Source organism: Arthrobacter sp. B1I2 (assembly GCF_030816485.1).
Lineage (GTDB): Bacteria > Actinomycetota > Actinomycetes > Actinomycetales > Micrococcaceae > Arthrobacter.
In genome coordinates, this window is sequence record NZ_JAUSYC010000001.1 from 3409632 (window position 1) to 3433440 (window position 23809).

Annotated in this window: 20 protein-coding genes and 3 pseudogenes; 12 read left to right on the forward strand and 11 right to left on the reverse strand. The window is 62.4% G+C overall.

What is annotated here, in order from left to right:
• Nucleotides 1–2: 2 nt before the first annotated feature.
• The 3 genes from QFZ57_RS15920 to QFZ57_RS15930 are packed head-to-tail and all read right to left on the reverse strand — an operon-like array spanning nucleotide 3 to nucleotide 3159.
• Entirely contained in the window at nucleotides 3–920 is a 918-nt protein-coding gene (locus tag QFZ57_RS15920; RefSeq protein ID WP_306900907.1) for an ABC transporter permease, read from the reverse strand.
• Nucleotides 917–2026, reverse strand: coding sequence for an ABC transporter ATP-binding protein (locus tag QFZ57_RS15925; protein WP_306900908.1), 1110 nt, complete (start codon nucleotides 2024–2026; stop codon nucleotides 917–919). Before QFZ57_RS15925 ends, QFZ57_RS15920 begins: the two co-directional genes overlap by 4 nt.
• 50 nt (nucleotides 2027–2076) lie before the next feature.
• Entirely contained in the window at nucleotides 2077–3159 is a 1083-nt protein-coding gene (locus QFZ57_RS15930) for an ABC transporter substrate-binding protein (protein ID WP_306900909.1), read from the reverse strand.
• A gap of 308 nt (nucleotides 3160–3467) precedes the next feature.
• On the opposite strand from QFZ57_RS15930, the gene nac reads away from it, so the two are divergent.
• The gene (gene nac / locus QFZ57_RS15935) at nucleotides 3468–4406 is read left to right on the forward strand and encodes a nitrogen assimilation transcriptional regulator NAC (RefSeq protein ID WP_306900910.1); all 939 of its coding nucleotides are present in this window, start codon (nucleotides 3468–3470) and stop codon (nucleotides 4404–4406) included.
• A gap of 564 nt (nucleotides 4407–4970) precedes the next feature.
• On the opposite strand, the gene QFZ57_RS15940 is transcribed toward nac, so the two are convergent.
• A complete protein-coding gene (locus QFZ57_RS15940) occupies nucleotides 4971–5666 on the reverse strand; it encodes a 4-carboxy-4-hydroxy-2-oxoadipate aldolase/oxaloacetate decarboxylase (RefSeq protein ID WP_306631300.1) in 696 nt (231 codons plus the stop codon).
• 37 nt (nucleotides 5667–5703) lie between these two features.
• Nucleotides 5704–6912 (reverse strand): aspartate transaminase, encoded by a 1209-nt coding sequence (locus QFZ57_RS15945; RefSeq protein WP_306900911.1) that lies wholly within the window; start codon nucleotides 6910–6912, stop codon nucleotides 5704–5706.
• A gap of 467 nt (nucleotides 6913–7379) precedes the next feature.
• Here QFZ57_RS15945 and QFZ57_RS15950 point away from each other — a divergent pair, with 467 nt between their 5' ends.
• A complete protein-coding gene (locus QFZ57_RS15950) occupies nucleotides 7380–7775 on the forward strand; it encodes a hypothetical protein (protein WP_306900912.1) in 396 nt (131 codons plus the stop codon).
• Between the two features lie 363 nt (nucleotides 7776–8138).
• Here QFZ57_RS15950 and QFZ57_RS15955 read toward each other — a convergent pair whose 3' ends face one another.
• Nucleotides 8139–8468: a hypothetical protein gene (locus tag QFZ57_RS15955; RefSeq protein ID WP_306900913.1), complete on the reverse strand. Its 330-nt coding sequence runs from the start codon at nucleotides 8466–8468 to the stop codon at nucleotides 8139–8141.
• 1295 nt (nucleotides 8469–9763) lie between these two features.
• The gene (locus QFZ57_RS15960; protein WP_306900914.1) at nucleotides 9764–9904 is read right to left on the reverse strand and encodes a hypothetical protein; all 141 of its coding nucleotides are present in this window, start codon (nucleotides 9902–9904) and stop codon (nucleotides 9764–9766) included.
• 386 nt (nucleotides 9905–10290) lie between these two features.
• On the opposite strand from QFZ57_RS15960, the gene QFZ57_RS15965 reads away from it, so the two are divergent.
• Complete coding sequence (locus QFZ57_RS15965; RefSeq protein ID WP_306631305.1) at nucleotides 10291–10686, forward strand: DUF6572 domain-containing protein; 396 nt, start codon at nucleotides 10291–10293, stop codon at nucleotides 10684–10686.
• A gap of 423 nt (nucleotides 10687–11109) precedes the next feature.
• Here QFZ57_RS15965 and QFZ57_RS15970 read toward each other — a convergent pair whose 3' ends face one another.
• Nucleotides 11110–11331, reverse strand: coding sequence for a hypothetical protein (locus tag QFZ57_RS15970; protein ID WP_306900915.1), 222 nt, complete (start codon nucleotides 11329–11331; stop codon nucleotides 11110–11112).
• Nucleotides 11332–11427: 96 nt separating this feature from the next.
• Between QFZ57_RS15970 and QFZ57_RS15975 the strand changes: the two are divergent.
• From QFZ57_RS15975 to QFZ57_RS15990, 4 genes and pseudogenes are all read left to right on the forward strand, one after another.
• Nucleotides 11428–11706, forward strand: a pseudogene (locus tag QFZ57_RS15975) (recombinase family protein); the annotation flags it as partial.
• A gap of 575 nt (nucleotides 11707–12281) precedes the next feature.
• Entirely contained in the window at nucleotides 12282–12647 is a 366-nt protein-coding gene (locus tag QFZ57_RS15980; protein WP_306900916.1) for a hypothetical protein, read from the forward strand.
• Between the two features lie 155 nt (nucleotides 12648–12802).
• Complete coding sequence (locus tag QFZ57_RS15985; protein WP_306900917.1) at nucleotides 12803–12985, forward strand: hypothetical protein; 183 nt, start codon at nucleotides 12803–12805, stop codon at nucleotides 12983–12985.
• A gap of 364 nt (nucleotides 12986–13349) precedes the next feature.
• Complete coding sequence (locus tag QFZ57_RS15990) at nucleotides 13350–14711, forward strand: ferredoxin reductase family protein (protein ID WP_306900918.1); 1362 nt, start codon at nucleotides 13350–13352, stop codon at nucleotides 14709–14711.
• A gap of 96 nt (nucleotides 14712–14807) precedes the next feature.
• On the opposite strand, the pseudogene QFZ57_RS15995 reads toward QFZ57_RS15990, so the two are convergent.
• Nucleotides 14808–15019 (reverse strand): annotated as a pseudogene (locus tag QFZ57_RS15995) (transposase); the annotation flags it as partial.
• Nucleotides 15001–15291: pseudogene (locus tag QFZ57_RS16000) on the reverse strand (transposase); the annotation flags it as partial. The pseudogenes QFZ57_RS16000 and QFZ57_RS15995, both read right to left, overlap by 19 nt.
• Before the next feature lie 265 nt (nucleotides 15292–15556).
• Between QFZ57_RS16000 and QFZ57_RS16005 the strand changes: the two are divergent.
• The 4 genes from QFZ57_RS16005 (at nucleotide 15557) to QFZ57_RS16020 (ending at nucleotide 20480) form a co-directional block, all read left to right on the forward strand.
• Nucleotides 15557–16468 carry a LysR family transcriptional regulator gene (locus QFZ57_RS16005; protein WP_306900919.1) on the forward strand — a complete coding sequence of 304 codons (912 nt, stop codon included), beginning with the start codon at nucleotides 15557–15559 and terminating at the stop codon, nucleotides 16466–16468.
• A gap of 133 nt (nucleotides 16469–16601) precedes the next feature.
• Entirely contained in the window at nucleotides 16602–17699 is a 1098-nt protein-coding gene (locus QFZ57_RS16010) for a tartrate dehydrogenase (RefSeq protein ID WP_306900920.1), read from the forward strand.
• A 134-nt stretch (nucleotides 17700–17833) separates the two neighbouring features.
• Nucleotides 17834–19312 (forward strand): C4-dicarboxylate transporter DctA, encoded by a 1479-nt coding sequence (gene dctA, locus QFZ57_RS16015; protein ID WP_306900921.1) that lies wholly within the window; start codon nucleotides 17834–17836, stop codon nucleotides 19310–19312.
• A gap of 1 nt (nucleotide 19313) precedes the next feature.
• On the forward strand, nucleotides 19314–20480 hold the full coding sequence (locus tag QFZ57_RS16020; protein WP_306900922.1) for a glycerate kinase: 1167 nt from the start codon (nucleotides 19314–19316) through the stop codon (nucleotides 20478–20480).
• 723 nt (nucleotides 20481–21203) lie between these two features.
• Here the strand turns inward: QFZ57_RS16020 and QFZ57_RS16025 are convergent.
• Nucleotides 21204–21899 (reverse strand): TetR/AcrR family transcriptional regulator, encoded by a 696-nt coding sequence (locus tag QFZ57_RS16025; RefSeq protein WP_306900923.1) that lies wholly within the window; start codon nucleotides 21897–21899, stop codon nucleotides 21204–21206.
• Here QFZ57_RS16025 and QFZ57_RS16030 point away from each other — a divergent pair.
• Nucleotides 21874–23055 carry an MFS transporter gene (locus tag QFZ57_RS16030; protein WP_306631314.1) on the forward strand — a complete coding sequence of 394 codons (1182 nt, stop codon included), beginning with the start codon at nucleotides 21874–21876 and terminating at the stop codon, nucleotides 23053–23055. The genes QFZ57_RS16025 and QFZ57_RS16030 overlap by 26 nt on opposite strands.
• Nucleotides 23056–23809 lie beyond the last annotated feature (754 nt).

A 23809-nucleotide genomic window follows, 5' to 3' on the forward strand; every position in this document is an offset into this window, starting at 1 on the left:
GGCTAACCTCCGATCTTTCGGGTGAGCCGCTGGTAGACGGCGATGATGAGGCCGAACAGGACCAGCAGGATGACGGATAGCGCCGCGGCGAAGGGCCAGTTCAACAGGCCGGTGGTCTGGTCGTAGATTTCCGTGGCGAGCACCTGGACACTGCCGCCGCCAAGCAGCCGCGGGGTGATGAAGGTGCTGATGGACAGGACGAAGACGAGCAGGAACGCTGTGAGGATGCCTGGCAGGCTCAGCGGCAGGGTTACCCGCGTGAACACGTTGAGCTTGCTGGCTCCCAGCGATCCGGCAGCTTCTTCAAGTTGCGGGCTGAGCCGCCCAAAGCCGGAGATCATAGCCAGGATGGCGTACGGCATGAAGATTTCCACCAGGCCGATGGTGACGCCGGTCATGTTGTTGGTGAGCTTGAGCGGGGTATGGATCACGCCCAGGCCGGTCAATGAAGAGTTGACCAGGCCGTTGGTGCCCAGGATGACCATCCAGCCGTAGGTTCGGACGACGGCGGAGGTCAGGAGGGGTGCGATGGCGATGGCCAGGAGCAGGCTGCGGTATTTGCTCCGGCTCCTGGCCAGGAACAGCGCCACTGGATAAGAGACCAGGATGCACAGGACGCCGACGGTGAGGCCCATTTGGAAGGTGTCCAGCGTGACTTTCCAGTAATACGGATCGGTGAGGGGCTGGAGATAGGTGTCGAACGTAAAGGTCTCTTCAATGACCCCGTCCGGGGCGCCCCGGTTGAACGACATCCGGACCATATAGGCCAGCGGGAAGACGAAGCTGACCAGGAGGCCCAGCAGCCCCGGGATGAGCAGCGCGAGGTAGGTGCGGCGGTTTCGTTTCGCTGTTGCCCGCTCCAGTTCTCCGGTTTCCGCCGGCCGCAGGGCTGACCGTCCGCGTGCCTGGAGCATGGTCATGATGCCTGCCCTTTCGCCAATGGCGGCAGGATGTAGGCATCTTCAGCCGACCAGGACAGGTAGGCTTTGTCGCCGACGCGGGGCAGCTCCCCGCTGGAGGTGAGCAGCTGTGCATTGAAGCTCTTTTGGCCGACCTTGACCGCGACGGACAGCGCGTCCCCCGTGTAGCTGACACGTTCGATGGTCCCTTCGATGGCGTCACGTTCGCCATGGGAGAGGGTCACTTTGAGCCGGTGTGGACGGATCACCAGTTCATGGGTTCCGGCGAGCCCGGAAGAACCAACAGCGCCGAACCCTCCAAGGCCCTCGATATCCACCTTGTAGTAGGACTCGCCCGCGGCGGCAGGCCCCGCTTCGGAGACGACCGTGGCCTGCAGGAAGTTGGCCTGGCCGATGAAGTTGGCCACGAAGTGAGTGCGGGGACGTTCGTAGACGTCGGTGGGTGAGCCAAATTGTTCAATCAGGCCGCCGTTCATGACGGCGATCCGGTCGGCCATGTCGAGTGCCTCGTCCTGGTCGTGGGTGACGAAGAGCGTTGTGGCACGGGTGCGCTGCTGGATGGACCTGATCTCGGTGCGCATGGTTTCGCGGAGTTTCGCGTCCAGGTTGGAGAGAGGCTCATCGAGGAGGAGCAGAGTGGGTTCCACCACCAGTGCCCGGGCAAGCGCGATGCGCTGCTGCTGTCCGCCGGACAGTTCACGTGTCTGGCGCTTGCCGAGATGGCCGAGCTGGACCATCTCCAGGGCCGCGGCGACGCGCTTCTTTTGCTCTGCCTTGGGTGTCTGCCGCATTTGCAGGCCGAAGGCGACGTTTTGCTCCACGTTCATGTGCGGGAACAGGGCATAGGACTGGAAGACCATGCCCATCCCGCGTTTGTTGACGGGGGTGTGGGTGATCTCCTTCCCATCCACCACGATGGACCCCGCGGTGGGGTCCATGAGGCCGGCCACCATCCGAAGCGTGGTGGTCTTGCCGCAGCCCGAAGGGCCCAGGAGCGCCACAAGGTGCCCCTCCTCCACCTGCATGTTCAGGCGGTCGACGGCCGGTTCCAAGCCAGCGGCGTATCGCTTGGTCAGATCAACGATCGACAGTTTTGTTTGACTCACGGTTCAGTTCTCCTGATGCAAAGGGAGGGAGGGGCGCCTGTTGGGGGCGGCTATTTGGTGATGATTTCGCGCTTCCAGGTGTCGGTCCACTTGTCGCGGGCCGAGGACAGGAAGTCGACATCGAGGGGGATGATGTTCAGTGATCCATCCGTGGGTACCACCCGGCTCTTGACGTCGGCCGGAAGTTCCGCGTTCGTTACCGAGGGGGCGTAGAAGAGAGCCTTGGCGAAGGCGGTCTGAGCTTCAGGCGAGAGGGCGTAGTTCATGAAGGTCTTTGCTGCGGCAGAGTGCGGGGCGGCCTTGACCAGGTTGACCGTGTTGATTTGGTAGACGGTGCCTTCCTTCGGGAAGGTGACACCCATCTTCTTGTTGCTTTGGTCGCTGTAGAACTGGCCGCGGGCGTTCTGGCCCAGTCCCAGGACTGTCTGCCCCGTAATGACGTTCTGGTACTCGTCAGGGTTCGGCGCGAAGGTCTGCACGCCTGGTGCCATCTCCTTGAGCTTGGCCACGGCCTTGTCGATGCTCTTGGTGTAGTCCTCGCCCTCCATTTTTGCGGTGATCGCAGTCAGCGAGAGTCCCAGGAGTGATGGCGGTGCGTTGACGTTGATCTTGCCTGCATAGGCGGGGTCCCACAGGACCTTCCAGCTGTCGGGGGCCTGGGGGAAGGTCGTTGTGTCGTAGAGCAAACCGACGGCATCGAGCATGGCGACGGGGCCGTAGCCGTCTTTGTCACGGAACTTCTCCGGGACATTGGCCAGGTTAGGTACGGCCGCCTGGTCAACCTTGTCGAAGAGGCCCTGCTTGTTGCCCGTGGTGGAGACGGAGTTGTCCATGATGGCCACGTCTGTGGCGGGGTTGCTCTTCTGGCCCTGGAGGGCGCTCAGCATCTCCGCGGAGGACCGCTTCGACGAGAAGTTGATCTTGATGTCCGGGTACTTGGCCTTGAAGGGTTCAATGACGGCTGCCGTGTACTGGTCCTGCCACACGCCCGAGTAAGCGATCAGATTGACCTCGCCGGACGTTGCACTGCCGGATCCCGACGATGACGGGGAACCTCCGCAGCCGGACAGAACCATCGCCGACACGGAAATGGCTGCAACGGCCGCCAGCTTTCCTTTTATTGCAATTTTCATCTGAAGCTCTTTCCATTAGAGAAAAATTCGGTTTGGCAGGTGATTCAGAAACATAGCAAAGCTAGGGATTGCTTGTTTCCGAAATGTATATAGAGGACGACTTTCCGCCGCCGGGCCGCTTTATGCAAAACCGGTATGCCGTCATTGCCAACAGTTATGGAGGGCGGGGGCTAGAATGCTGTCATCTAAATGTCATCTGACATTAAAGCTAGGTCGGAGACCTGGATCACACAAAGACCGATTGCATGTCCCGCCATAGCATTCGGATATGACCCCGGCCTTGCCGGTTCTGCAGGAAGATGGAGCGCATGGACACTCGAAAGCTGGCGTACTTCGTAAAGATCGTCGATTCGGGAAGTATCACCAAGGCGGCCGCTGCCCTGCACGTGGCCCAGCCGGCCCTCAGCCAGCAGGTTTCGGCCCTCGAAACCGAGCTGAAACAGCGGCTGTTGATCCGCAGCAAGCAGGGTGTGGAGCCGACGGCGGCCGGGCACACGTTGTACCGGCATGCCCAGACCATCCTGCGCCTGGTGGAGCAGGCACGCCTGGACGTCGCCGCCTCGGGTGCGGCCCCCTCCGGCCGGGTCTCCATCGCGATCGCTCCCTACAGCATGGCTTCCAGCCTCACGCCCCGGATTATTAGTGAAGTGGGGCGGCGGTATCCGGATATCGTCCTGCATATCACCGAGATCTATGGCGGCGTGCTGAGCGAGGCCATCAAGAACGGACGCCTGGACATGGCCCTGATTTATGAGCCGGGGCCCATCCGCGGGGTGCAGTTCACTACCCTCATCGTGGAGGACCTCCACTTGGTGGTGAACGCGCGGCGGGACATAGGAGTGGAGCCCGGCGAAGGAACCATAGGCCTGGAAGCGGCGGCAACTCTGGGCATGTTCCTTCCGGAGCAAAACCATACGCTGCGCCAGGTAGTCCAAGCCGGGATTGAGGGTAAGGGCATGAAGCTGCGGCTGGTGGGCGAGGTGGAGTCGGTACCGTCGCTGACGCGGCTGCTGCGTTCGGACCTGGGCGCCACCATCCTGCCCAAGTCCGCCGCGGACGCTCTGTTCCATGAAGAAGACTTCCGCGTGCTTCGGATTGTCGACCCCGCATTGCAGTGCAAAATTGCGCTGTGCACACCGGACCACGAACCCTTGTCAGAGGCGGCTTCCGCCGTGCTGCTGGTGCTCAAGGAAATGCTCCAGGAAATGCTGAGCACAAAATACGCCCAACAGGGCGGCGCTTCATAAGACCGCCTTATCATGGCACTCAGCTTTAGTCTTATCCGGATAACCCACATAGTTCTAGGATGAAATCAGAAAGGTTCACCAATACCTTCGCCTGATAATAATGTCCCTGGAGCCAGCCGTGAAAAAGATAAACCCGCAGTACCGGAAATCATCGGAAAGAAAAATACAACTGAAGGCCAGCACTGGTTCGCACTGCCCTACGAACGGCTTTTGGCGAGCGGAAGACCGGCCGGCAGAGCCGGTTTTCGTATTCGAGGGAAGCATGATGCCGCCGGGAAAGCGGGGCTCCACGATGTGGTATCTGGACGACGCACAAGTCGGGCCGCCCTCCCACCTTTTGCCCGGTATGAACTGATCGACAGCAGGCAAAGCCCGGAGTTCCGAACGGAACCCGGGCTTCTTGCATTTCCCGGGCCTCTTGCATTAATCGAGCCCCCGCAACTGCCGTTATGGGTGCCCGGACGGCAGTTGCTTTGCTTGGGGCGGGCGCACGCCGGCAGGACGCCCTGGCTTGTCGAGCTAGGGCGTCCTGTGGGGAGCAGCGTTGGGGGTGAGCAGGGGGAGCTACAGGGACGGCTCCAGTTCGGCGTCCTCGACGAGTAGTCCTTTGGCCTTGAGCACGTCGGTCAATTTGCACAGCTCGATGGTGGTGCCGCCTTCCTTGTAGCGGCGGATGAGGTCGTCCTCGGCGTCGACGCGTTCCTGCGACAGCCGGATCACTTCCTCGATCTCTTCCTTGCGGACCACCACCACACCGTCCGCATCCCCCAGGAGGACGTCACCGGGGTGGACGATTTCGTCGCCAAACACTACCGGGTGGTTGATCGGGCCGATGGTTTCCTTGACAGTCCCCTTGATGCAGATGCTGCCGGAGAACACGGGAAGTCCAAGTTCAATGAGGTCCTTCGTGTCCCGGACCCCGGAATCGGTGACCATGCCGGCCAGGCCCTTCGCCTTCATGGCGTTTCCCAGCACGTCGCCGAATGTGCCGGCCTCCTCGTATTCTCCGGCCGAGACCAGGACAACGTCGCCCTGTTGCGCGTAGTGGATTGCCACCTGGAGCATCAGGTTGTCCCGGGGCGCACACACCACGGTGACTGCGGGCCCGCAGAAGGACATGCTGCGGTCGATGGGCTTGATCTTGGAGCTCAGGGCGCCTTTACGCCCCTGCGCTTCGTGGACGGTGGCCGAAGAGAACTTGGAAAGCCGCTCGATGGCGTCCTCAGAGGGCCGGTCGAACTTAGTCTTGACGTGGATCATGGTGTTGCTCCTTGCGGGGGATTCAATGGGCGGATGCTCAGGCGAGCGCCTGGACGGCCTTGTCGATGGCGGCAATGGATTCCTCGATGACTGGGAGCCCGGTGGCGTAGGAGATTCGGAAGTAGGGGCCCAGGCCGTAGGCCGATCCCTGGATGACAGCGACTGAAGCCGCTTCCAGCAGGTAGAGGGTGAAGTCCTCGTCGTTGGTAATGGTCTTGCCGTCGGGCGTGGACTTTCCCATGACACCGCCGCAGTTCACGTAGGCGTAAAAGGCGCCGTCCGGCGTCGAACACTTCAATCCCTCGACCGCGTTCAGTCCCGCGACTGCCACGTCGCGGCGTTCACGGTATGTTGCAACGCTCTCGCGGACGAAGGACTGGTCTCCAGTGAGCGCGGCGGCGGCAGCAGCTTGGCTCACGGAGGACGGGCAGGAGGAGATCTGGGACTGCAGTTTGTTGATGGCTCCCACCAAAGGCGCCGGTCCTGCACCATAGCCCAACCGCCAACCGGTCATGGCGTATGCCTTGGATACACCGTTAGTGATCAGCACGCGGTCCTTCAGTTCCGGGGCCACCGCCACCAGGCTGGAGATGGGGTCAGCACCGAAATGGATCTCGTCGTAGATCTCATCGGTCATGACGTAGACCCACGGGTGTTCCTTGAGAACCTCCGCCAGTCCGGCCAGTTCCCGGCTGGAGTACACGGCGCCGGTGGGGTTCGACGGCGTGTTCAGGATGAGCCACTTGGTGCGCTCAGTCAGGGCCCCGGCCAGTGCTGCAGGAGTGAGTTTGAAGCCGTCGTCCTCGGAGCACGGGACAATGACAGGAGTCCCTTCGTTGGCCAGCACCATGTCCGGGTACGACACCCAGTAAGGGGCCGGAATGACGACTTCGTCCCCTGCGTCCAGGGATGCCATGAACGCGGTGAAGATAACCGGCTTGCCCCCTCCCCCGATGGTGAGTTCACTGGTTGAGTACCGCAGCCCCGTCTTCTTTTCCAGGGATTGCAGAATCGCCTTCTGGAGTTCGGGTGTGCCATTGACCGACGTGTACTTCGTTTCGCCCCGGGCGATCGCGGCAATGGCCGCGTCCTTGATGTACTGCGGGGTATCGAAATCCGGTTCGCCGACGGTCAGGTCGAGGATGCGCCGGCCTTCGGCCTTCAGTTCCCGCACGCGGGCCGCGGCAGCAACACTGGGCGAGGATTTTATACGGGTTACACGCGATGCGGGCACGAATTCAGGCATGTTCTCTTCCAGGGGTTCCAGAACGGACGAGTTTGGTTCATTCGAGCCTAGGTAAGGGAGGCCGGGGTTGGATAAGACCTAATGTGCGTGGACGGATAAGCGGTCCTTATGACCGGCAGCCAGAAGTTTTACCTATCGCACCACGCACTATCGGTATTGCCTCCCGGGCCGGGATACGGCGTAGCGTGCAGGTTAACCATGGCGCTGCGCCAAGGGACGACGGCGGCCCTTGGCGCAGCCTTCCGGACACGCGGCTCCGCCAACTCCCTCAAGAACACCAATCGCCATGCCACCAAGGAGTAAAGGTGCCCGGCACACAGACCTACGCACAGATGATCACGACTTCGGGGGCCCTCCCGACGGGCAGCCACTCCCCTCGCGGTTACCGATACCGCGGCGTGCCAAGGCAAGACGCGGCCGCATCCCGGACGGAGGAGCTTCTCGGCCTTCTCGTACAGCAGCGAAAGATGATTGCCCTTCGGAACAGCCGACTGCGGGCACTCTCCTGCGAACTCAATGAGCTGATCGCACAGGCCATCTGCGACGGCGTCAAAGTGGCTGCGGTCGCGCTGGCGTCCGGCCTGCCGACAGCCAGTGTCCGCACCACCGTGCTGGCCAGGGATGACCTTTTCCCGTCAGGCCAAAGCCGCACCGAACAGCTCCGCTGCATCGCGGCCCTGGCGGCAGAAGTGGCAGAGGTGGAAAGCGTCCGCGACGCCATCGAGCGAAAGCGCACGGAGGTGTTAGCCCTCGCAAGAAAATCCGGCCTCCTGGACGACTATCAGCTGGCCTGCGCCAGCGGACTCAAGCACGACGAAATCCGCAAGATGACCCGGGGAATCAGCTCACGGAATCCGGGGTAGAGGTGTCTTCTGCGCATGCAGCCAACCACACTACTGACCAGAAGGGCCGCCCGACTCGATGAGCGCGTGCCGCTTGACACGTACCCATGTCAAGCGAGGCGCCAGCCACTTCTCGAAGCATGTGGAGTCCCTGCCGAGCGCGCATCCCACTACGCCGCCACGATGACTTCCACAAGGCAGACGTAAAGCGGTCGCCTCAGGTCGTGGTTGCTTCGCTCCGTTTGCGCCTACCAAACAATTACCAGTTGCAAACATCGACATCCCGGTTGCCTGGAGCCCCGTGCCCGATATCTTCCCGAACGACGGCGTAACGCAATCATGTGCACGTTCATCACCTCGTCAACAGCCCATTTCACAGGCCTCTCAGTGGTGTCCGAACCGCTCCCGGGCGGTCCGAGCGGACGTGCCGAGGGCGTGACCGATAGTCTCCCATGAGTCTCCGTTAGCGCGGGCGGAGCTGACAGCGGCGTCTAGCTCGGCCTCGGCCTTCGCGGCGGCCGTACGGGCAGCGGTGATCCGGCGGAAGTCCGCGGCGTCCCTGTTAACGTGAGGCGCCGGGCTCAGGCGAAGGAGCGTACCATCCACCAGCAGCGGCGCGGCTAGGTGCTCGACGTGCAGGACGTAACCTTCTTCGGGCCCGCGCTGTACGTAGATGGTGAGGACGGTCTTTCCCTCGCCGTCATCAAAGTCCACTTTCCCGTAGCTCTCACTCGGGCCAACGGGCCAGGGGCGCGGCCTCAACCGCCCTCCAGCTTCGTACGGCGTCGGCTCGTAGACGTGCTCCGCGACCCTTAAGTCGGGGGTCCGTGCTTCGCGAGGGGGCATACTGACCTTTCTCCTTTAAGTTGTCTTGCCACTGCGCGGAGGCGTAGGGGCCGCAGCAAGGGCTCTCGGCTGGGTGCGATGCCGCTTCATATGGATTCCCCCACTTCATCACCTTGTGTTCGCAACGCAGTGCGGGCAGCGCTCTAGTACAGATACCAGTACAAGTTACTGCGGGTTGAAACGCACGAGTACCGAGTACGCGATCCTCCCGCCAAGCAGTAGCAGGGAGACGAGAAGCCGGGAAATAGGGGCAGCGGCGTCCCCGTCGGCCTCTCCTGCAGCTCAACCGCGTTGACCGTACCTGCGAGGACAGGCGCGGGCGCCAATGGGCCCGCTCATCTGCCCATCCTGTAACGATGCGATGGAGTCACCCCGTAAGGTGAAGGCCCGGGCAGGTTGTTACCGCCCAAAGCCGCCCTTCCTTTTGCACCAGGCGGCGGAGACTCGCTCCCTTCCGGCCGTCTGTCGGTTTCCAGATTCATGATGATTGCACAGAATAATGGGACCATTGAGCGCTGATGCGCTGGACGAGAGGCCGTTCGCTGTCGCTCTTACGTCGTTGGCCGTCATCGTCGCGGCAACCTGAGGTGGTGGGCCAGCGAGGCGTTTTCCGGCCGAGGTGAAATCCTGTTTCGCGGACACAAGAAAGCCCCGGACGTGTGAACTGGTCGGTTCAGGGGTCCAGGGCTTCACGGCCTGCTATCGCTCGATCGTGACGCTGAGATCCAGGTGGATGCCAGCGGTGGCGAGACGGTCCTCCAGGAAGCGGGCGAGCCGCTCATCAGTCGAAGTATGTGTGCCCATCGGGACAGCACCGCGAAAAACAGCTTGGGTACTTGTGGACCTGAGCACATCAAGGGGTGCCCAATGCAGGTGTCTGGCGCTCAAGCGTTCGATGTCAGTGCGGAAGCTGCCGCGGTGGTCGTTACGGGCTGACGCGCGCATTGTGAAGGGAATAAACGTTGTGGGCAAGAGGGTCCTTTCGAATGAGCCAGCCAGCGTCCGGCGGCCCCACTATGCACAAGGTGCTGGCAGGCTCCCCTATTCCCTCTTTGCTGTAAGAGAGTCGTGCTTCACGCGGCTCTGCTTAGGATCGGCACACAAGACCAGCTGACGAGCATGAAACAAGTCCGCCCGACCGACGAGAACAGCGAACTCGCGCGTCAGTGGCGCTTCTCCACCGGCCGGTACCTGTCAGCGAAGGCAGCCAGTGCGTCGTGGAGCAGCGGCTGGTTGTCCAGCTGGTCCAGGGGCCAGGAACGGGACGGTGCTGGTAGCTCCGTCACCGGAAACGGTGAAACCATGGTAGGAGCCCTGCGGGGTTGCGACAATCGGCTGTGCGGTTAACTCAAGAGGCGCCTTCTTGCTTCATTCGCTGAAACCCCGATCAACCGAGGACTGCCCAGCCTTATCAGATCGAGCCAGGTCATGGCTGCATTAGCACGAGCAGCAACGCCGGCTGCGTCCGGCATGGCCTAGATCGAGGCCCCGAAAAAGAGCCAGTTTGCGAGACCGAGTAGAAGTGGCCGCCACTCCCCCGGTTGTCATCCCTTTATATAGGAGTGAAAGACCAGCTCCACCCCAACGCCCGCGCGACGTCGTAAACTGCCCGACTTCAGCAGGTTGTTCCGCGCCCGGTCATACCCTGGGTGCAACGCAAGGAGTTGCGCGCATCGGCAGTAGGATTCGGGTGGCCGATCGATGGGATCCAGAGCGATTGCGCCAACACCTTCCGCTTTCACTCGATAGGAGCGCTGACTTGGCCGGAGTCCATGAACCGAACGTGATCGATCTCGTGACACACGACCCCTCCCGTGACGAGTACAAGCTGGTCATGGTTGAGGGGCGGCCGTGGTCGGATGCACCCGAACAACTCGCACAGCTGAGCGAGAAGATCAACAACTACGCCATGTTCGTCCTCAATGAGGGTCTGCTGCGCGCGTACCCCGAGACCGCCGGACATCCACTATGCGTCCAACTGGATTGTGCGACCCCACCCACTGCGGAGGCACAGAAACTCATCAATCTGGCCTCGCAACGTCTCCTCGATTACGGCATCCGGTTCATTGTCAATCTGCTCGAGTGACCGCCCGGCATGGAGAGGCTTGGACACAACTGGTCCACCGATCGGGGCGGCGGGTTGCAACATCGGGCCGAGTGCGGACCTGACATGCTGATTGGTTGCGAATCATCCGAACAAGGTGTCCTGTGAAGGATCTCTCACCGCGAAACTAAGTAGCGTCTCTCACGAGGGATACATTTTCCTGGGGTACGACAGCCCTACACCTCGCGAACTGGCAGGCCTTCCGAAAGGAGACCGAACCGACTCCGCGGATATGTGGAAGGCTGTTAGGAATGAACTCGGTGCCCGAGACAAGACGTTGAGGACGCGGCTAGGTTCTTCCTCACGGGTCGAGGCTCATGTACCGGGACGGCTGGTTCCCGCTGGGTCAGCCATGCGACCTGGGCGCCGGCATGCAACGGCTGCAGATCCCGATGTCGATGTTTATTATTGCCCCTCGACGCCGTGGCTTGCAGGTGCCACCACATCCTCCAGTACCGACCTGTCGAAAAAGCGGACCTCGCCCGTGGCCTCGAAGAACACCGGAACCACTGAAGTGCTCGCGTCCTTGGACGTTTCATAGATCTCAGGCGCACCTCCGTGTTTCCGGGCGATTGTCCCCAGGAGATCGGTACCGCGAACACGGACGGTTCGATATTTATAGCTCATGGTGACCCCTTCGTCGGCTACGGCAAACCCTACCCCTGGAACGCGTACCTCGGACCTTCCGGCGGAAAAAGACTTCGGCCGGCAAAACCCCAATACCGCGCCCTTGTCCAAGGCCTGACCCGCAAGGGCGTGCGGGTCATGGCTGCCTTTGTCGAATTCGAAGGCTCCCTCATCAGGGAACTTCCAACGGAAGGCATCGCCCTTGCTAAGCAGCGCCGCGCCTACAAAGGGCGGAAGAAGACCCTCACACCGGAGCGGGCAGCGGAGCTGGCCCAGCGCGCCACAAACGCTGTTCCAAGAGCTCTCCTCGCCCGTGACTACGGAATATGCCGCGAATCCGTCCACCAGTACCTGCGCCACTCCAAGCTGGAGTGAACCAGCCCCTGCCGGCGCCGTCCACTACCGGCTCTTTGTGCCATGCGGAGAGGGCTCCTTCGGGTTCCGAAAGACAGGGTTCCGGGAGCATCTCGGGCGGCGCCCCGAACTCCCATCCGGCCGGAAGTCGCCCGTGCCACTGCTGCCTGCGTTCAACGCGTGCTCGGCAGCTGGGCCTTAGCCGGGTAACTGCCAGTAAGTCTTGCTTGGGTCAGGGAAGCTTCCTGGCCAACCGAATCAGTCACAGCTCCTCCACAGCAGGGCGAAAGTACCCGGACAGCGTGCCCCCGCAGGATAGGAACAGCTTCGAAATCCGGAGTGGAACCAGCAAGGAGAACAACTGTGAATAACGTCCGGAAAATCGCGGCAGGTGCCACCCTGATGGGAGCACTCATTGGGGCGGGGCCCTCACCGCCGCCGCCCTGCCAGCAAACGCCGGCACCACAACGCCCCACCTATCCAGCGCATCTCAGCCCGGTGCGGGCCATGGCAGCGAAACACCCCTCACGGGCGACACCGCTGACAAGGTCAAGGCGGCCGTCCTGGTTGCCAACGCCGGCGCCACGGTCGATTCCATGACCACTGAGGATGACGGCTCTGCCGCGTACGAAGCGCACATCACCAAATCCGACAACACTCACGCAACGGTCAAGCTCGACACCAACTTCACCATCACCGCCACCGAAACCGGCTGCCACGGTGGCAGTCGCGGAGGTCACGGGCATAACGGCAGCGAGACGGACCTCACCGGTGATACAGCTGACAAGGTCAAGGCCGCCGTCCTGGCTGCCAACGCCGGCGCCACGGTCGATTCCATGACCACTGAGGACGACGGCTCTGCCGCGTACGAAGCGCACATCACCAAATCCGACAACACCCACGCCACCGTCAAGCTCGACACCAACTTCACCATCACCGCCACCGCAACCGGCGGGCACTGAGCCGATGCCCTGGCTCCCCCGCGCGGACACTACACATCGGCGTCCGCCCGGATTTCTCTTGCCACTAAGAACGTGATCAATCGACCTCAAGGCCCGGTTGGGACCGCACCCTGACAGAGGTCTTCCTGCCTGCCACCCGCTCAAGAAGGACGCTGATGATCATCGTCTACCACTCCCCGGTCCTGCTGATTGCAGACCGTCCGCACTCCATCTCTGCCCTGGCGACCAGGCCAGTGAGCGCGTTGCCGGGAACCAACTGGCGGACGCGCAAAATGCCGTCAGCAGCACCGGATGAAAGCGCAAAAAAACCAGCAAACGCACACCCTGCGGGTAACTGACTATGAGAACTACCACGGCCGCCGCCGGTCCTCACCTGGTCACAGCACGGCGTCCGGCAGGGGGCCGCGCTTATGTGTGGGCTTGGTTCCAGAGGGCATTGTCCGTCACGGTCGTGGCCGCTGCCGTCGTCGTTGGCGTGCAGCTGGGCCTGACCGGCCCCACCGTTTCTCCTGTTCAACCCCCGGTCATCGCGGGGGCAGTCACGGCTGGCTCCGGTATAGCGACCGCCCCGATTCAACAGGTGCGTCCCGCGCCTGCACGGGGCGGGACGGCCCGCGCAGACGGCCGGGGAAGGCGCTAAGACAGCTCTAAACAATCCTAAAATCCGACAGTGCCGCTTGCGCGCGTCAAAGGAAGAAGACCATGAGTACAAAAGCCTACCGCCGTTCCGGATTTGCGCGATCCGATGCGCCGGCAGGGACTGCCATGAGTGTTTCACCGGCTATGGTGCTCTGGCTGGTCATGGCAGGGGCCGGCGCCGTCGTCGCCCTGGCGGTCATCAAGGCTCCCCTCCCGGTGTTTTTCAACCTTCCCCTCCTGGCACACACATCCGGTCTGCTTGCCGGCTACGGTGTAACCGTCATGGTGGCACTGATGTCACGCGCGCCTGCCCTGGAACGTGGAGTCGGTGCAGATCGGCTGGCCCGATGGCATGGCTTGGGCGGCAGGGCAATCTTCGCCCTCATCCTCATCCATGGCGTCGCCGCGACCGCGGCATGGTCAACGGGTCAACGGATTCCAATATGGGCTGCCACCGTGGAAGTTCTCCACATGCCAGGACTTGTCGCTGCCACAGCCGGGACATTGCTTTTCCTGTCTGTTGGCTACATCTCTGCGCGGAACGTGCGCCGCAAGCTGAAGTACGAGACCTGGCACTTCCTCCACCTGCTGACCTATCTGGCGATCGCACTGTCCTTCTCCCACGAACTGGCAGGCCCCGATCTGGCAGGACTACCCCTCGTACAGGTCGCGTGGAGCCTGCTCTACACCTTCAGCTTCGGGCTGGTACTCCGGTACCGGGTCCTGGCACCGCTCACACAGTTATGGCGCCACGGGCTGCGCGTTGATCACGTGATCAATGAAGGAGGCGGAGCGGCCAGCATCATCCTTCGCGGCCGCCACCTCCACGAACTCCACGCCGAATCCGGACAATTCTTCCGCTGGCGATTCCTGACGGAAACGCTGTGGAGATCGTCCCACCCCTTCTCACTTTCAGCACCGCCCCACGAGCAGTTCCTGCGGATAACCGTCAAAGCGATCGGTGACGGCACGCGGCTGATCCATGCCGTGAAACCCGGCACAAGAGTCCTCGCCGCCGGCCCATACGGCGCCATGACGAACGACCGCCGCTTAGGACGAGGGGTCCTCCTGATCGGCGGCGGGGTAGGCATCACCCCCATGCGTGCACTCTTTGAAACACTGCCGGTCCCCGGAAGCACCCTCACCCTGCTCTACCGCTCGTCCGCTCCAGGAGAGATCCTGTTCCGCGACGAGCTCGAACACATCGCTCAACGACGGGGCGCCCAACTGATCTTCCTGACGGGGAGATCCTCAGACCCCCGAAACGCGATAACCGCCCAAAGCCTCCAGCAGATGGTCCCGGGTCTTGCCTCCCGTGACGTCTACATCTGCGCATCCCCAAGATTCTCCGCCGCCCTGACAGCGGCGCTGATCCAGGCGGGCCTGCCACGCAGACAAATCCACCAAGAGGAATTCAACTTCTAATCCCACTACATGCAATGAATGCCCATCCAGCAGGCGCGATCCACCGCCTGGTCACGGCCTGTCCGATAAGCGGTGTGTGGGTCCGGCCGGTTTTCATTAGTAAGTGGTTCCTTCGAACTGTCCGGCGAAGGTAATAGCGAACGCGTTCACCTCATCACCCAGCGTGCCCGACCGCGGCCGGTCGGATCAAGAGACCTGGTCACTGAATACAGACATTTCAGGGCAGCGGCCTCGTTCGAAAAGTGCCCGCGGACCCTCACGGCCCTTCGGTAGCGGGCATTGATCGACTCGATCGCGTCCGTCGTGCACGCACCTCAATCTCGACCCGGCCGATCTCGGTCAGCACGGTCTGGGATCTGGTGCCGTTGCTCATGTTGGCTGCGATCGGCGTCTGGCCATGCTCGTGGCCCAGGTGCTCGGTCAGTTCCGCTTCCAGCGCGGTCTCCAGCACATTCCTCGTCAGCTGGTTCAGCAGTCCGCCCGGGCCTACCAGGCTCACCCCCTGTTCCTTGGCCTGCGCGAGCAGCCGCTTCGCAAGTTCCTTCTGCTCGATGATCTCTCCCGTCACAGGATCGATCATCACCCCTGTCATCTCGGTCGTGGACTCCGACACGGGCGTCTCCTTTCGGATCAGGCCGGAACCTCACACACCGTCTTTCTTACAGTCCCTGTTCATGATGCCCGCCATCGCTGGGATTGCAGGAAAGCGGCTGCGTTGCGGGGTGCGTCCACGACCACGGATCAATATGGTTGATAGGCGTGAGCTATCTGAGCTCTTGCCGTCCTGAACCTTTGAGCGGTCACTGTCCGAGCCGCCTCCCGATCAACTCCCTAAGGAAAACTGCGTGGATACACGGAAGCTAAAGTATTTCCTGGCCGTTGTGGATCATGGTGGCTTTAATCGGGCTGCAGAGCACTTGCTGATAGCGCAGCCTTCGTTGTCCCAAACCATTGCCAGTCTTGAAAAGGATTTGGGGGTTCCACTGTTCCATAGGATCGGACGTCGGGCGGTTCTGAGCGAAGCCGGTCAGGAGCTGGTTGGTCCTGCCCGGTTGGTCATGCGGGACCTCGATGCGGCGCAATCCGCAATACAGGCTCTTCGAGGTGTCCGCAGCGGTCAGCTGGACATCATCACGATGCCGTCACCGGGGATTGAACCTTTGACTTCCATGATCGCCGGGTTCACCCGCTCGCACCCCTCGGTTCGATTGAACGTGATAGCCGCCTTCACTCCGGAGGAAGTCATCGAATCCGTCCGCAGTGGCAGCACGGAGATCGGACTGGCTGGATCACCCAATCCCATCCGGGTCCCCGGAGTCCACGTGCTCGAGCTGGAGCGCCAGCCACTGATCCTGATCGTGAACCCGCAGACCGACACCTTTCGGCCTGGAACCGCAGTCCAACGGGAAGATCTGGCCGGACACCGGCTGATTGCAAGCCAGCGCGGATCGCTGATGCGATGGCTCGTAGATGACGCTCTGGCCCGCGGTGTGGATCTTGAGATCGTGGTTGAGGTGGCCCACCGGACATCCATCCTGCCGCTGGTACTGGCGGGCGTCGGGCACGCCGTTATGCCTTCGTCCTGGGCCCCGCTGGCGCACAAGTCCGGGCTTCGCACCCTTCTCATCGAGCCCGTATCCGACCTCGACGTTGCAATCCTGAGCCGCAAACAAGACCTCACCCCAGCTGCCAGGGCATTTTTGAAAATTGCCAAGCTGCACGTAACCCGGCCAGAGACTTCTCAGGAGAAATCATAGGCGGATCCTATATAGCGCATTGGATCTTGGTCTTGGACGCAGTTGGACTGCAGCCCGTCTACTTGAAGAGGAAGGAACGGTGTGACCCTGCTAACAGGCAAGCACCTCAGACTCAACGAGGAGACACATCAACATGAGTACCACCCAGACATTCAGCATCGCTTCAATCCCCGCCGACGGCGTGGGCAAGGAAGTCGTTGCAGCCGGCCGCCGCGTCCTGGACGCCCTGTCCGAAAACTCCAACGGCAAGTTTGCATTCGATTGGACCGAGTTCCCCTGGGGCTGCGGCTACTACGAAAAGACCGGCCAAATGATGGACCCCAAAGGCTTGGAAGCCCTGAAGGACTTCGACGCCATCTACTTCGGCGCGGTCGGCTGGGAAAACGTTCCGGACCACATCAGCCTCTGGGGCCTGCGCCTGAACATCACCCAGAACTTCGACCAGTGGGCCAACATCCGCCCCGTCAAGTTCCTGCCAGGCGTCCAGTCCCCGCTCCGCAAGGCCGACACCACGGAACTCGACTGGGTTGTGGTCCGCGAAAACAGTGAAGGCGAGTACGCAGGCCTGGGCGGCCGCAACCTGAGTGGCCGCGGCCCCGGCAACGAGGTAGCCCTGCAGACCGCCCTGTTTACCGAAAAGGGCTGCGAACGCATCATGCGCTTCGCCTTCGACCTGGCCCGGACCCGCACCGTGAAGAAGGTTTCCTCCGTTACCAAGTCCAATGCCCAGCAGTACGGCATGGTCCTGTGGGACGAAGTCTTCAACCGCGTGGCGCTGGACTACCCGGACGTGCAGACCGAAAGCGTCCTGGTGGACGCCATGAGCGCCAAGTTCATCCTCAAGCCCGAAGACCTGTCCGTTGTGGTGGCGTCCAACCTGAACGCCGACATCCTCTCCGACCTGGGTTCCGCGCTTGCCGGCAGCCTGGGCCTGGCCGCCAGCGCGAACCTGAACCCGGAGCGCCGCTTCCCGTCCATGTTCGAACCGGTCCACGGATCCGCTCCGGACATCGCCGGCCAGGGAATCAGCAACCCGATCGGTGCCATCGCCAGCGCCGCCCTCATGCTGGATCATTTCGGCCTGCCTGACGAAGCACGCCGGGTGGAGGCCGCCATCGAAGCCGCCACCGGCTCGGGCCACCTGACCCGCGACGTCGGAGGCGACGCCACCACAGAGGACGTCACCGAAGCCATCATCAAGGCCCTCACGCTCACTCCGGCAGCCGTCTAAGCAAAGCAGTTCCCCCGGCGCGGCCGTGCGGTTGCCGATGCCACTCCGGGGCGGGTGGTAAAGCAGCACCGCCGCCCGCCCCTCACCACCTTTTTCAGAACATCCTCCAGCGACATTCCACAATGAGGTAGGACATGGACCACACCACCGCCGCCGGCAAAGCGACACCGGCCACCAAAACACGCTGGTACCGCCAGCTCTACTTCTGGGTACTGACAGCAATTCTTATCGGCATCCTCGTCGGCTGGCTCGCCCCGACCGCCGGCATCGCCATGGAGCCCATTGGCACTACCTTCGTGAACTCGATGAAGATGCTCATCGGCCCCATCGTGTTCCTCACCATCGTTGGCGGAATCGCCAGCGTCGCGGATCTGAAAAAGGTCGGCATGACCGGCCTGAAAGCTCTGACCTACTTCCAGGTCGGCACCATCTGCGCCCTGGCATTCGGGCTTGTGGCCATCAACGTCTTCCGCCTCGGTGAAGGCGTGAATGCTGATGCGAGCACCATCAAAACGTCCGATTCCGCAGCCAAGCTGATCGAAGCCGGTGCACACCAGGAGTGGTGGCAGTTCATCACGCACATCATCCCGAACAGCATCGTGGGCCCCTTCGTTGACGGCGACATCCTCCAGGTCATCTTCATCGCCGTGGTCTTCGGCATCGCCCTGAACTCCATGGGCAAGGTGGGCGCACCCGTTCTCGACGGCGTGCAGCGGCTCACCGGCGTGATGTTCAAGATCCTGGGCTTCATCATGAAGGCCGCCCCGCTGGGTGCCTTCGGCGCCATGGCCTTCGCTGTTGGCAAGTACGGCGTCTCGTCGCTGACCAGCATGGGCGGGCTTATCGCGCTCTTCTACGTCACCTCCATCCTTTTTGTGGTGGTGGTCCTCGGCTCCGTGATGGCCTTCCTGAAGCTGAACATCTTCACGATGATCCGCCATCTCAAAGAGGAGTACATGCTCATCCTGGGCACCTCCACCGCCGAACCCGCCCTGCCCGGCCTGATGCGCAAGCTCGAGCACGCCGGAGTCAAGAAGGAAACCGTGGGCCTGGTTGTCCCCACCGGCTACAGCTTCAATCTGGACGGCGCGGCGATCTACCTGTCCCTCGCCGCCCTCTACATCGCCCAGGCCACAAATACCGACCTGACCATCGGCCAGCAGCTCGGCCTGCTCGCCGTCATGCTCCTGACCTCCAAGGGCGCAGCCGGAGTGGCCGGCGGCGGCTTCATCGCCCTGACCGCCACCCTCACCACCATCGGCACTATCCCGGCCGCCGGCATCATGCTCATCTTCGGCATCGACAAGTTCATGTCCGAATGCCGGGCCTTGGTGAACTTCACCGGCAACGCCGTGGCCACCCTCTTCATCGCCTGGTGGGACCGTACCCTGGACGTGGACCGCGCCCGCCGCGTCTTCGCCGGCGAAACCGTCGAGCCCATGCCCGCCGAAGACCCGATCCACCTCGACGACGTCACCGACATCGACGACGACATCGCCGGGTACGGCCATCACGCCCCCAAGCATGCTGGAACCGAAGACATGACATCCACGGGACCGGCCGCCGTCGAACCCTCCACCGACCGCCGCCCCGCCTTGTCGGAAACTGTCTGACATGACCGCAGAAACCGCCCCGCAAAGCGTCCGCGCCCTCATCGCGCCGGACAAGTTCAAAGGCAGCCTCACCGCCAGCGAAGTGGCGGACGCCCTGGCCTCGGGCCTCCGCTCAGTCGCTTTTCCTGGCGGCCAGGTCCACTGCGAACTGCTGCCGCTGGCGGACGGAGGTGACGGCAGTGTCGATGCCGCCGTCACCTCCGGGTTCGGCCGCCGCAGCTACACCGTCGCGGGACCCACCGGCCAACCGGTGCAGGCAAGCATCGCGTTCGACGGCACCACGGCAGTGGTGGAGGTGGCGAATACTTGCGGGCTCGGGCTGCTCCCCGGCGGAAAGTTCGAACCGCTGGAGGCCTCCAGTCACGGCTTCGGCGAAGCAGTCCTTTTCGCTATCAGCCTCAACCCCGCCAGGATCATCCTGGCCCTGGGCGGCAGCGCCAGCACCGACGGCGGGATGGGAATGCTCACGGCCCTCGGCTACCGCTTCCGCGACGCAGAGGGCCGGCAACTCTACGGTAGCGGCCGGGCGCTGGCCCAGATTCACACCGTTGAGCGGACTGACCGTCCCGAGCTGGGCGAGACTGAACTGGTCGTGGCCAGCGACGTCCATAATCCGCTCCGCGGCCCGCAGGGCGCACCAGCGGTGTTTGCACCGCAGAAGGGCGCCACGCCCCCTGATGTTGCCGCGCTCGACGCGGCCCTGGCGAACTTCGTGGCGAAAATGTCCGAAGCAGGATTCAAGGACGCCGCGGTGCTGGCAGAAAACGACGGAGCAGGCAGCGCAGGCGGCATCGGCTACGCCTGCCTCCTGCTCGGCGCCCGGCAGGTCTCCGGCGCGGACTACTTCCTGGACCTGCTCGACTTCAACACCCGCAAGGACAACTGCGACGTGGTGATCACCGGCGAAGGCAGCATTGACGAGCAAACCCTTGCCGGGAAACTACCGGCGGCGGTGGCCCGACGATCCGGAAATCGCCCCATTATCGCCGTTGCCGGCCGCTCCATGCTTCCCAAAGAGCGCTGGCCAGACCTGGATCTGACCAATGTGTTCACCCTGGGTGAATACACCGACCGGGACTCATCAAAGGATCCCGAACTCTCCGCGTCGCTGCTGCGAAAAATTGGCGAAGACATCGGCAAAAGCCTCCTGGAGTTCAGCTCCCGTTAGCGTGGGAAACTGAAGCACCCGTCCGAGGAGTCACACGGGCGGGTGCTTTTCATTGCCAGTCCGCCTTGAACAGCGACCTCATCTCCAAACCTATGACAACGTCCAGAAGGCAGCCAATGATCTTCGCAAGGCTGTGGCCATCAGAGCCGACGTGCAGGAACCAAGATCGCGGACCAGATTCGACCCTTCTGCGAGGCGCTAATATTGACCCGTTCGCCTTCGCGAAAGCCCGAGCCCGAGCCCGAGATGCTGGTCTGCGTCTGGGCTGAGTTCGTGGCGGTCGGGCACGATGGGTAACGAGGTGGAAGCTCGCGCTGAACGCGTTCGCTATTACCTTCGCCGGGCGGTTCGATAGAACCACTCACTAATGAAAACCGGCCGGACCCACACACCGTCTATCGGACAGTCCCTCGCGGGCGTATGGAAGAGAGCGTGCCAGGCGGCCAAGTTTGGGCCATCGCTTCACGGAGCCTTGGCGGGCTCCTGTTGTGCCTGCGAGTCGCTGGTCGCCATGAATATTCTGGGTATGACGCCAAGGCCAATAAGGCCTAACGAGTAGGACGGTGAGGTCTTGCTCTTCGTGGAGACGCGCGAGTGTCTGACTGACAAGTCGCTGTGTTCTGCTCAGCAATGGGCGCCATTCGGGCATGTTTGCATGCGGTGGTTGCCGGTTGGCAGGGTCTTGGGCTTGTCCTGCCCAGTGGCGTGCTGCTGACAGACGTGTCAGTGGCGGCTGTGGGCTCGAGCTGCTGAGCGGGCTAGGCGGCGGCCGACCTCGATGGGTGAGCGGGGGTGGCCCCGCAGGAAGGCAGCCAGGGTTCCGCTGTAGGCCAAGAGCACTTCATCAGCCAGGTCTTGAGCGCGCGGCCCGGCAATCGGGTGCGAGAAATGCAGGAGGCGGGTCGCGAGCAGGTCGGTGTCCGCGGCCAGGACGGTGCTGATCTCGTCCGCAGCGGCGGGAAGCTCGGTGGCGGCGGCCAGAAAGGCGCACCAGCGTGAAGGGTGGTTACGGTCGCGCCGGTAGGCGGCAAGGGCGTCGAACAGCGCTAGCAACCGCTCCATGTCGTCGTCGGCAGCGACAATGTGTTCATCCCACACTGCCTGCCAGTCCGCCAGCCGAACTCTCAAAGCCTCTGCTATCAGTGCGTCCTTGCTGCCGAAATGCGTGTACAACGTGGCGGTGGAGACATCCGCCTGACGCAGCAGATCATCAACAGGCGTGACGCGGATGCCACGGTCGAACAGCACTTGATCGGCTGCCTGAAGCAGCCTCGCGCGGGCGGGAAGGCGCTGACCGGTGATCACCACTCCACTGTAACGGCCACTATCGCAGAACGACAGTTCTGCTGTAGCGTAACGCTCGTTCTTACGTTGATGGTCCCAGGAGGATACGATGCGGGCTTTGGTGGTCAGCGGCATGGCCTTAATCGCGGCCACCTACGGGCTGGCACGCTTCGGTTACGGGCTTTTCCTGCCCAGGTTCACCGAGACCTTCCACATGGACTCGGCCACTGCCGGGCTTATCCAGGCCGGAAGCTTCCTCTCTTTCTGTTTCGCGGCATTTCTCGCTTCGCGCATTGCTGCCCGCCCGACCCTGGTCGTGCTGTGCGCGGGGGCAACGGCTGCCCTGGGATCTGTGGGTGTGGCGGTCGCCCCTAATGTCGTTGTCCTCGCGATTAGCGTGGTTCTGGCGGGTGCCGGTGCCGGATTCGCGACCCCGGGTCTGGTCACGCTCATCGAACGCGATATCGTCCCGCCACTCCAGGAAAGCGCGCAGACGATTGTCAATGCGGGCACCGGAGCAGGCATCGTCGTCGCGGGCATCCTCATGCTCCTCACAATCGGTCAATGGCGCTTGGGCTGGCTCGCCATCGCAGTCCTGGTTTCCATCGCTGCCGTTGCCACCCTCCGTGCCGATCGATCCGCCCACCGGGGTAGGGCCGCTGACCCCCCGCCACGGGTGCGCGCCCGTGACCTGACGCTACTGGCCTGGCCTATCGTCGCGGCTGCTCTGGCCGGGGCCTCCAGTGCTGCGATCTGGACTTTCGGCCGCACGGTCATGGACGCTTCCCGTCCGGGTGAGGAGTCATACTCCATCGTTGCGTGGATCGTCCTGGGAGCTTCCGGCGTGCTCGGCGCCACCGCCGGAAAGATCGTTAAGGTGTGGAGCCTGCGGACGGCTTGGATCCTGACCTCGTTGGCCATGGCAGGCGCGACGACCGTCCTAGGTGCTGCACCAAGTGCCCCCTTCGCGGCCTATACCTCCATGGCGCTGTTCGCGGCCAGCTACACCGCATTGTGCGGTGTTCTCATCATCTGGGCCGTCCGCCTGGTTCCCAATCGCGCAGCTGAAGGCACAGCCGCGCTGTTCATCGCCCTCGCCATCGGCCAGGCGGTCGGTTCGGCAACACTGGGAGTTCTGTTCACCCCCGATTCTCCGGGCCTGGCCTTCACAGTCGCCGGGATACTCGGAATCCTTGCAGTGCTACCGGCGATGAAAAGCCGGCCGGATGCGTCGTCCTGCACCAGCACCACGGCGCCGGCCGAGGTGAGGCTCAAGCGGACCGGTATATGAACGGCCCTTCACGGAACACACTTGCCGGTGGTTCGCCTGACTGTGAATGAGTGTGATTAGTAGCGGTGTTTGGCGTTGTTCTGTTTGCGATACATCGCGCGGTCTTCCGAGCGGGGAAACCGAAGCATCCCGCTAAGCCTTTCAATGAACTGGTCGGCTTGGGCGAGGTTTCATGCCATCTTGGCCCGCTGATGCACGGCCCATTCGAGGAATCACTGCAGGGCCTTGCTGCTTGAGACTGTTCGTTGCGAAGGTCGTACATGCTGCCCCTCAGTAACGCCCGAAAGTGCCGTGCTCCAACCGGACGTTACGCGCGGCGCACTACCCGAGATGCCCGTCGGCGCTTCCCCTACCGGCACACCCTTAAGGAAGACGTAAGTGTGGACACTGTCAACACCGATTGGGCAGGACAAAAGACTGAATTAGCTGCCCACAAGAAGCGCTTCCAGAAGACGCTCCGCACGGAAATTGGCGAGGTCAAGTAGTCCCCGTAACGCCTAACCATGAACTGGTGTTGGACACGCACGCCCAACCCAACAGAACCGGGAACGAGGAACCGCACAACCCCACACCAGAGCAGGCGGAGGGCCCACCCGCCAGGACCCTGAGCCCACCACCCCGCACACCTGAACAGAGAAGAGCACTGAAAATCTATTGCACGAAGGCTGCGATTCCCCTAGTCTGATATCGATATCAGCGATACAGGTCTCGTATTGGCTGCTGCCTTTGCCCCTGCTCAATTGCTGCTTCGAAT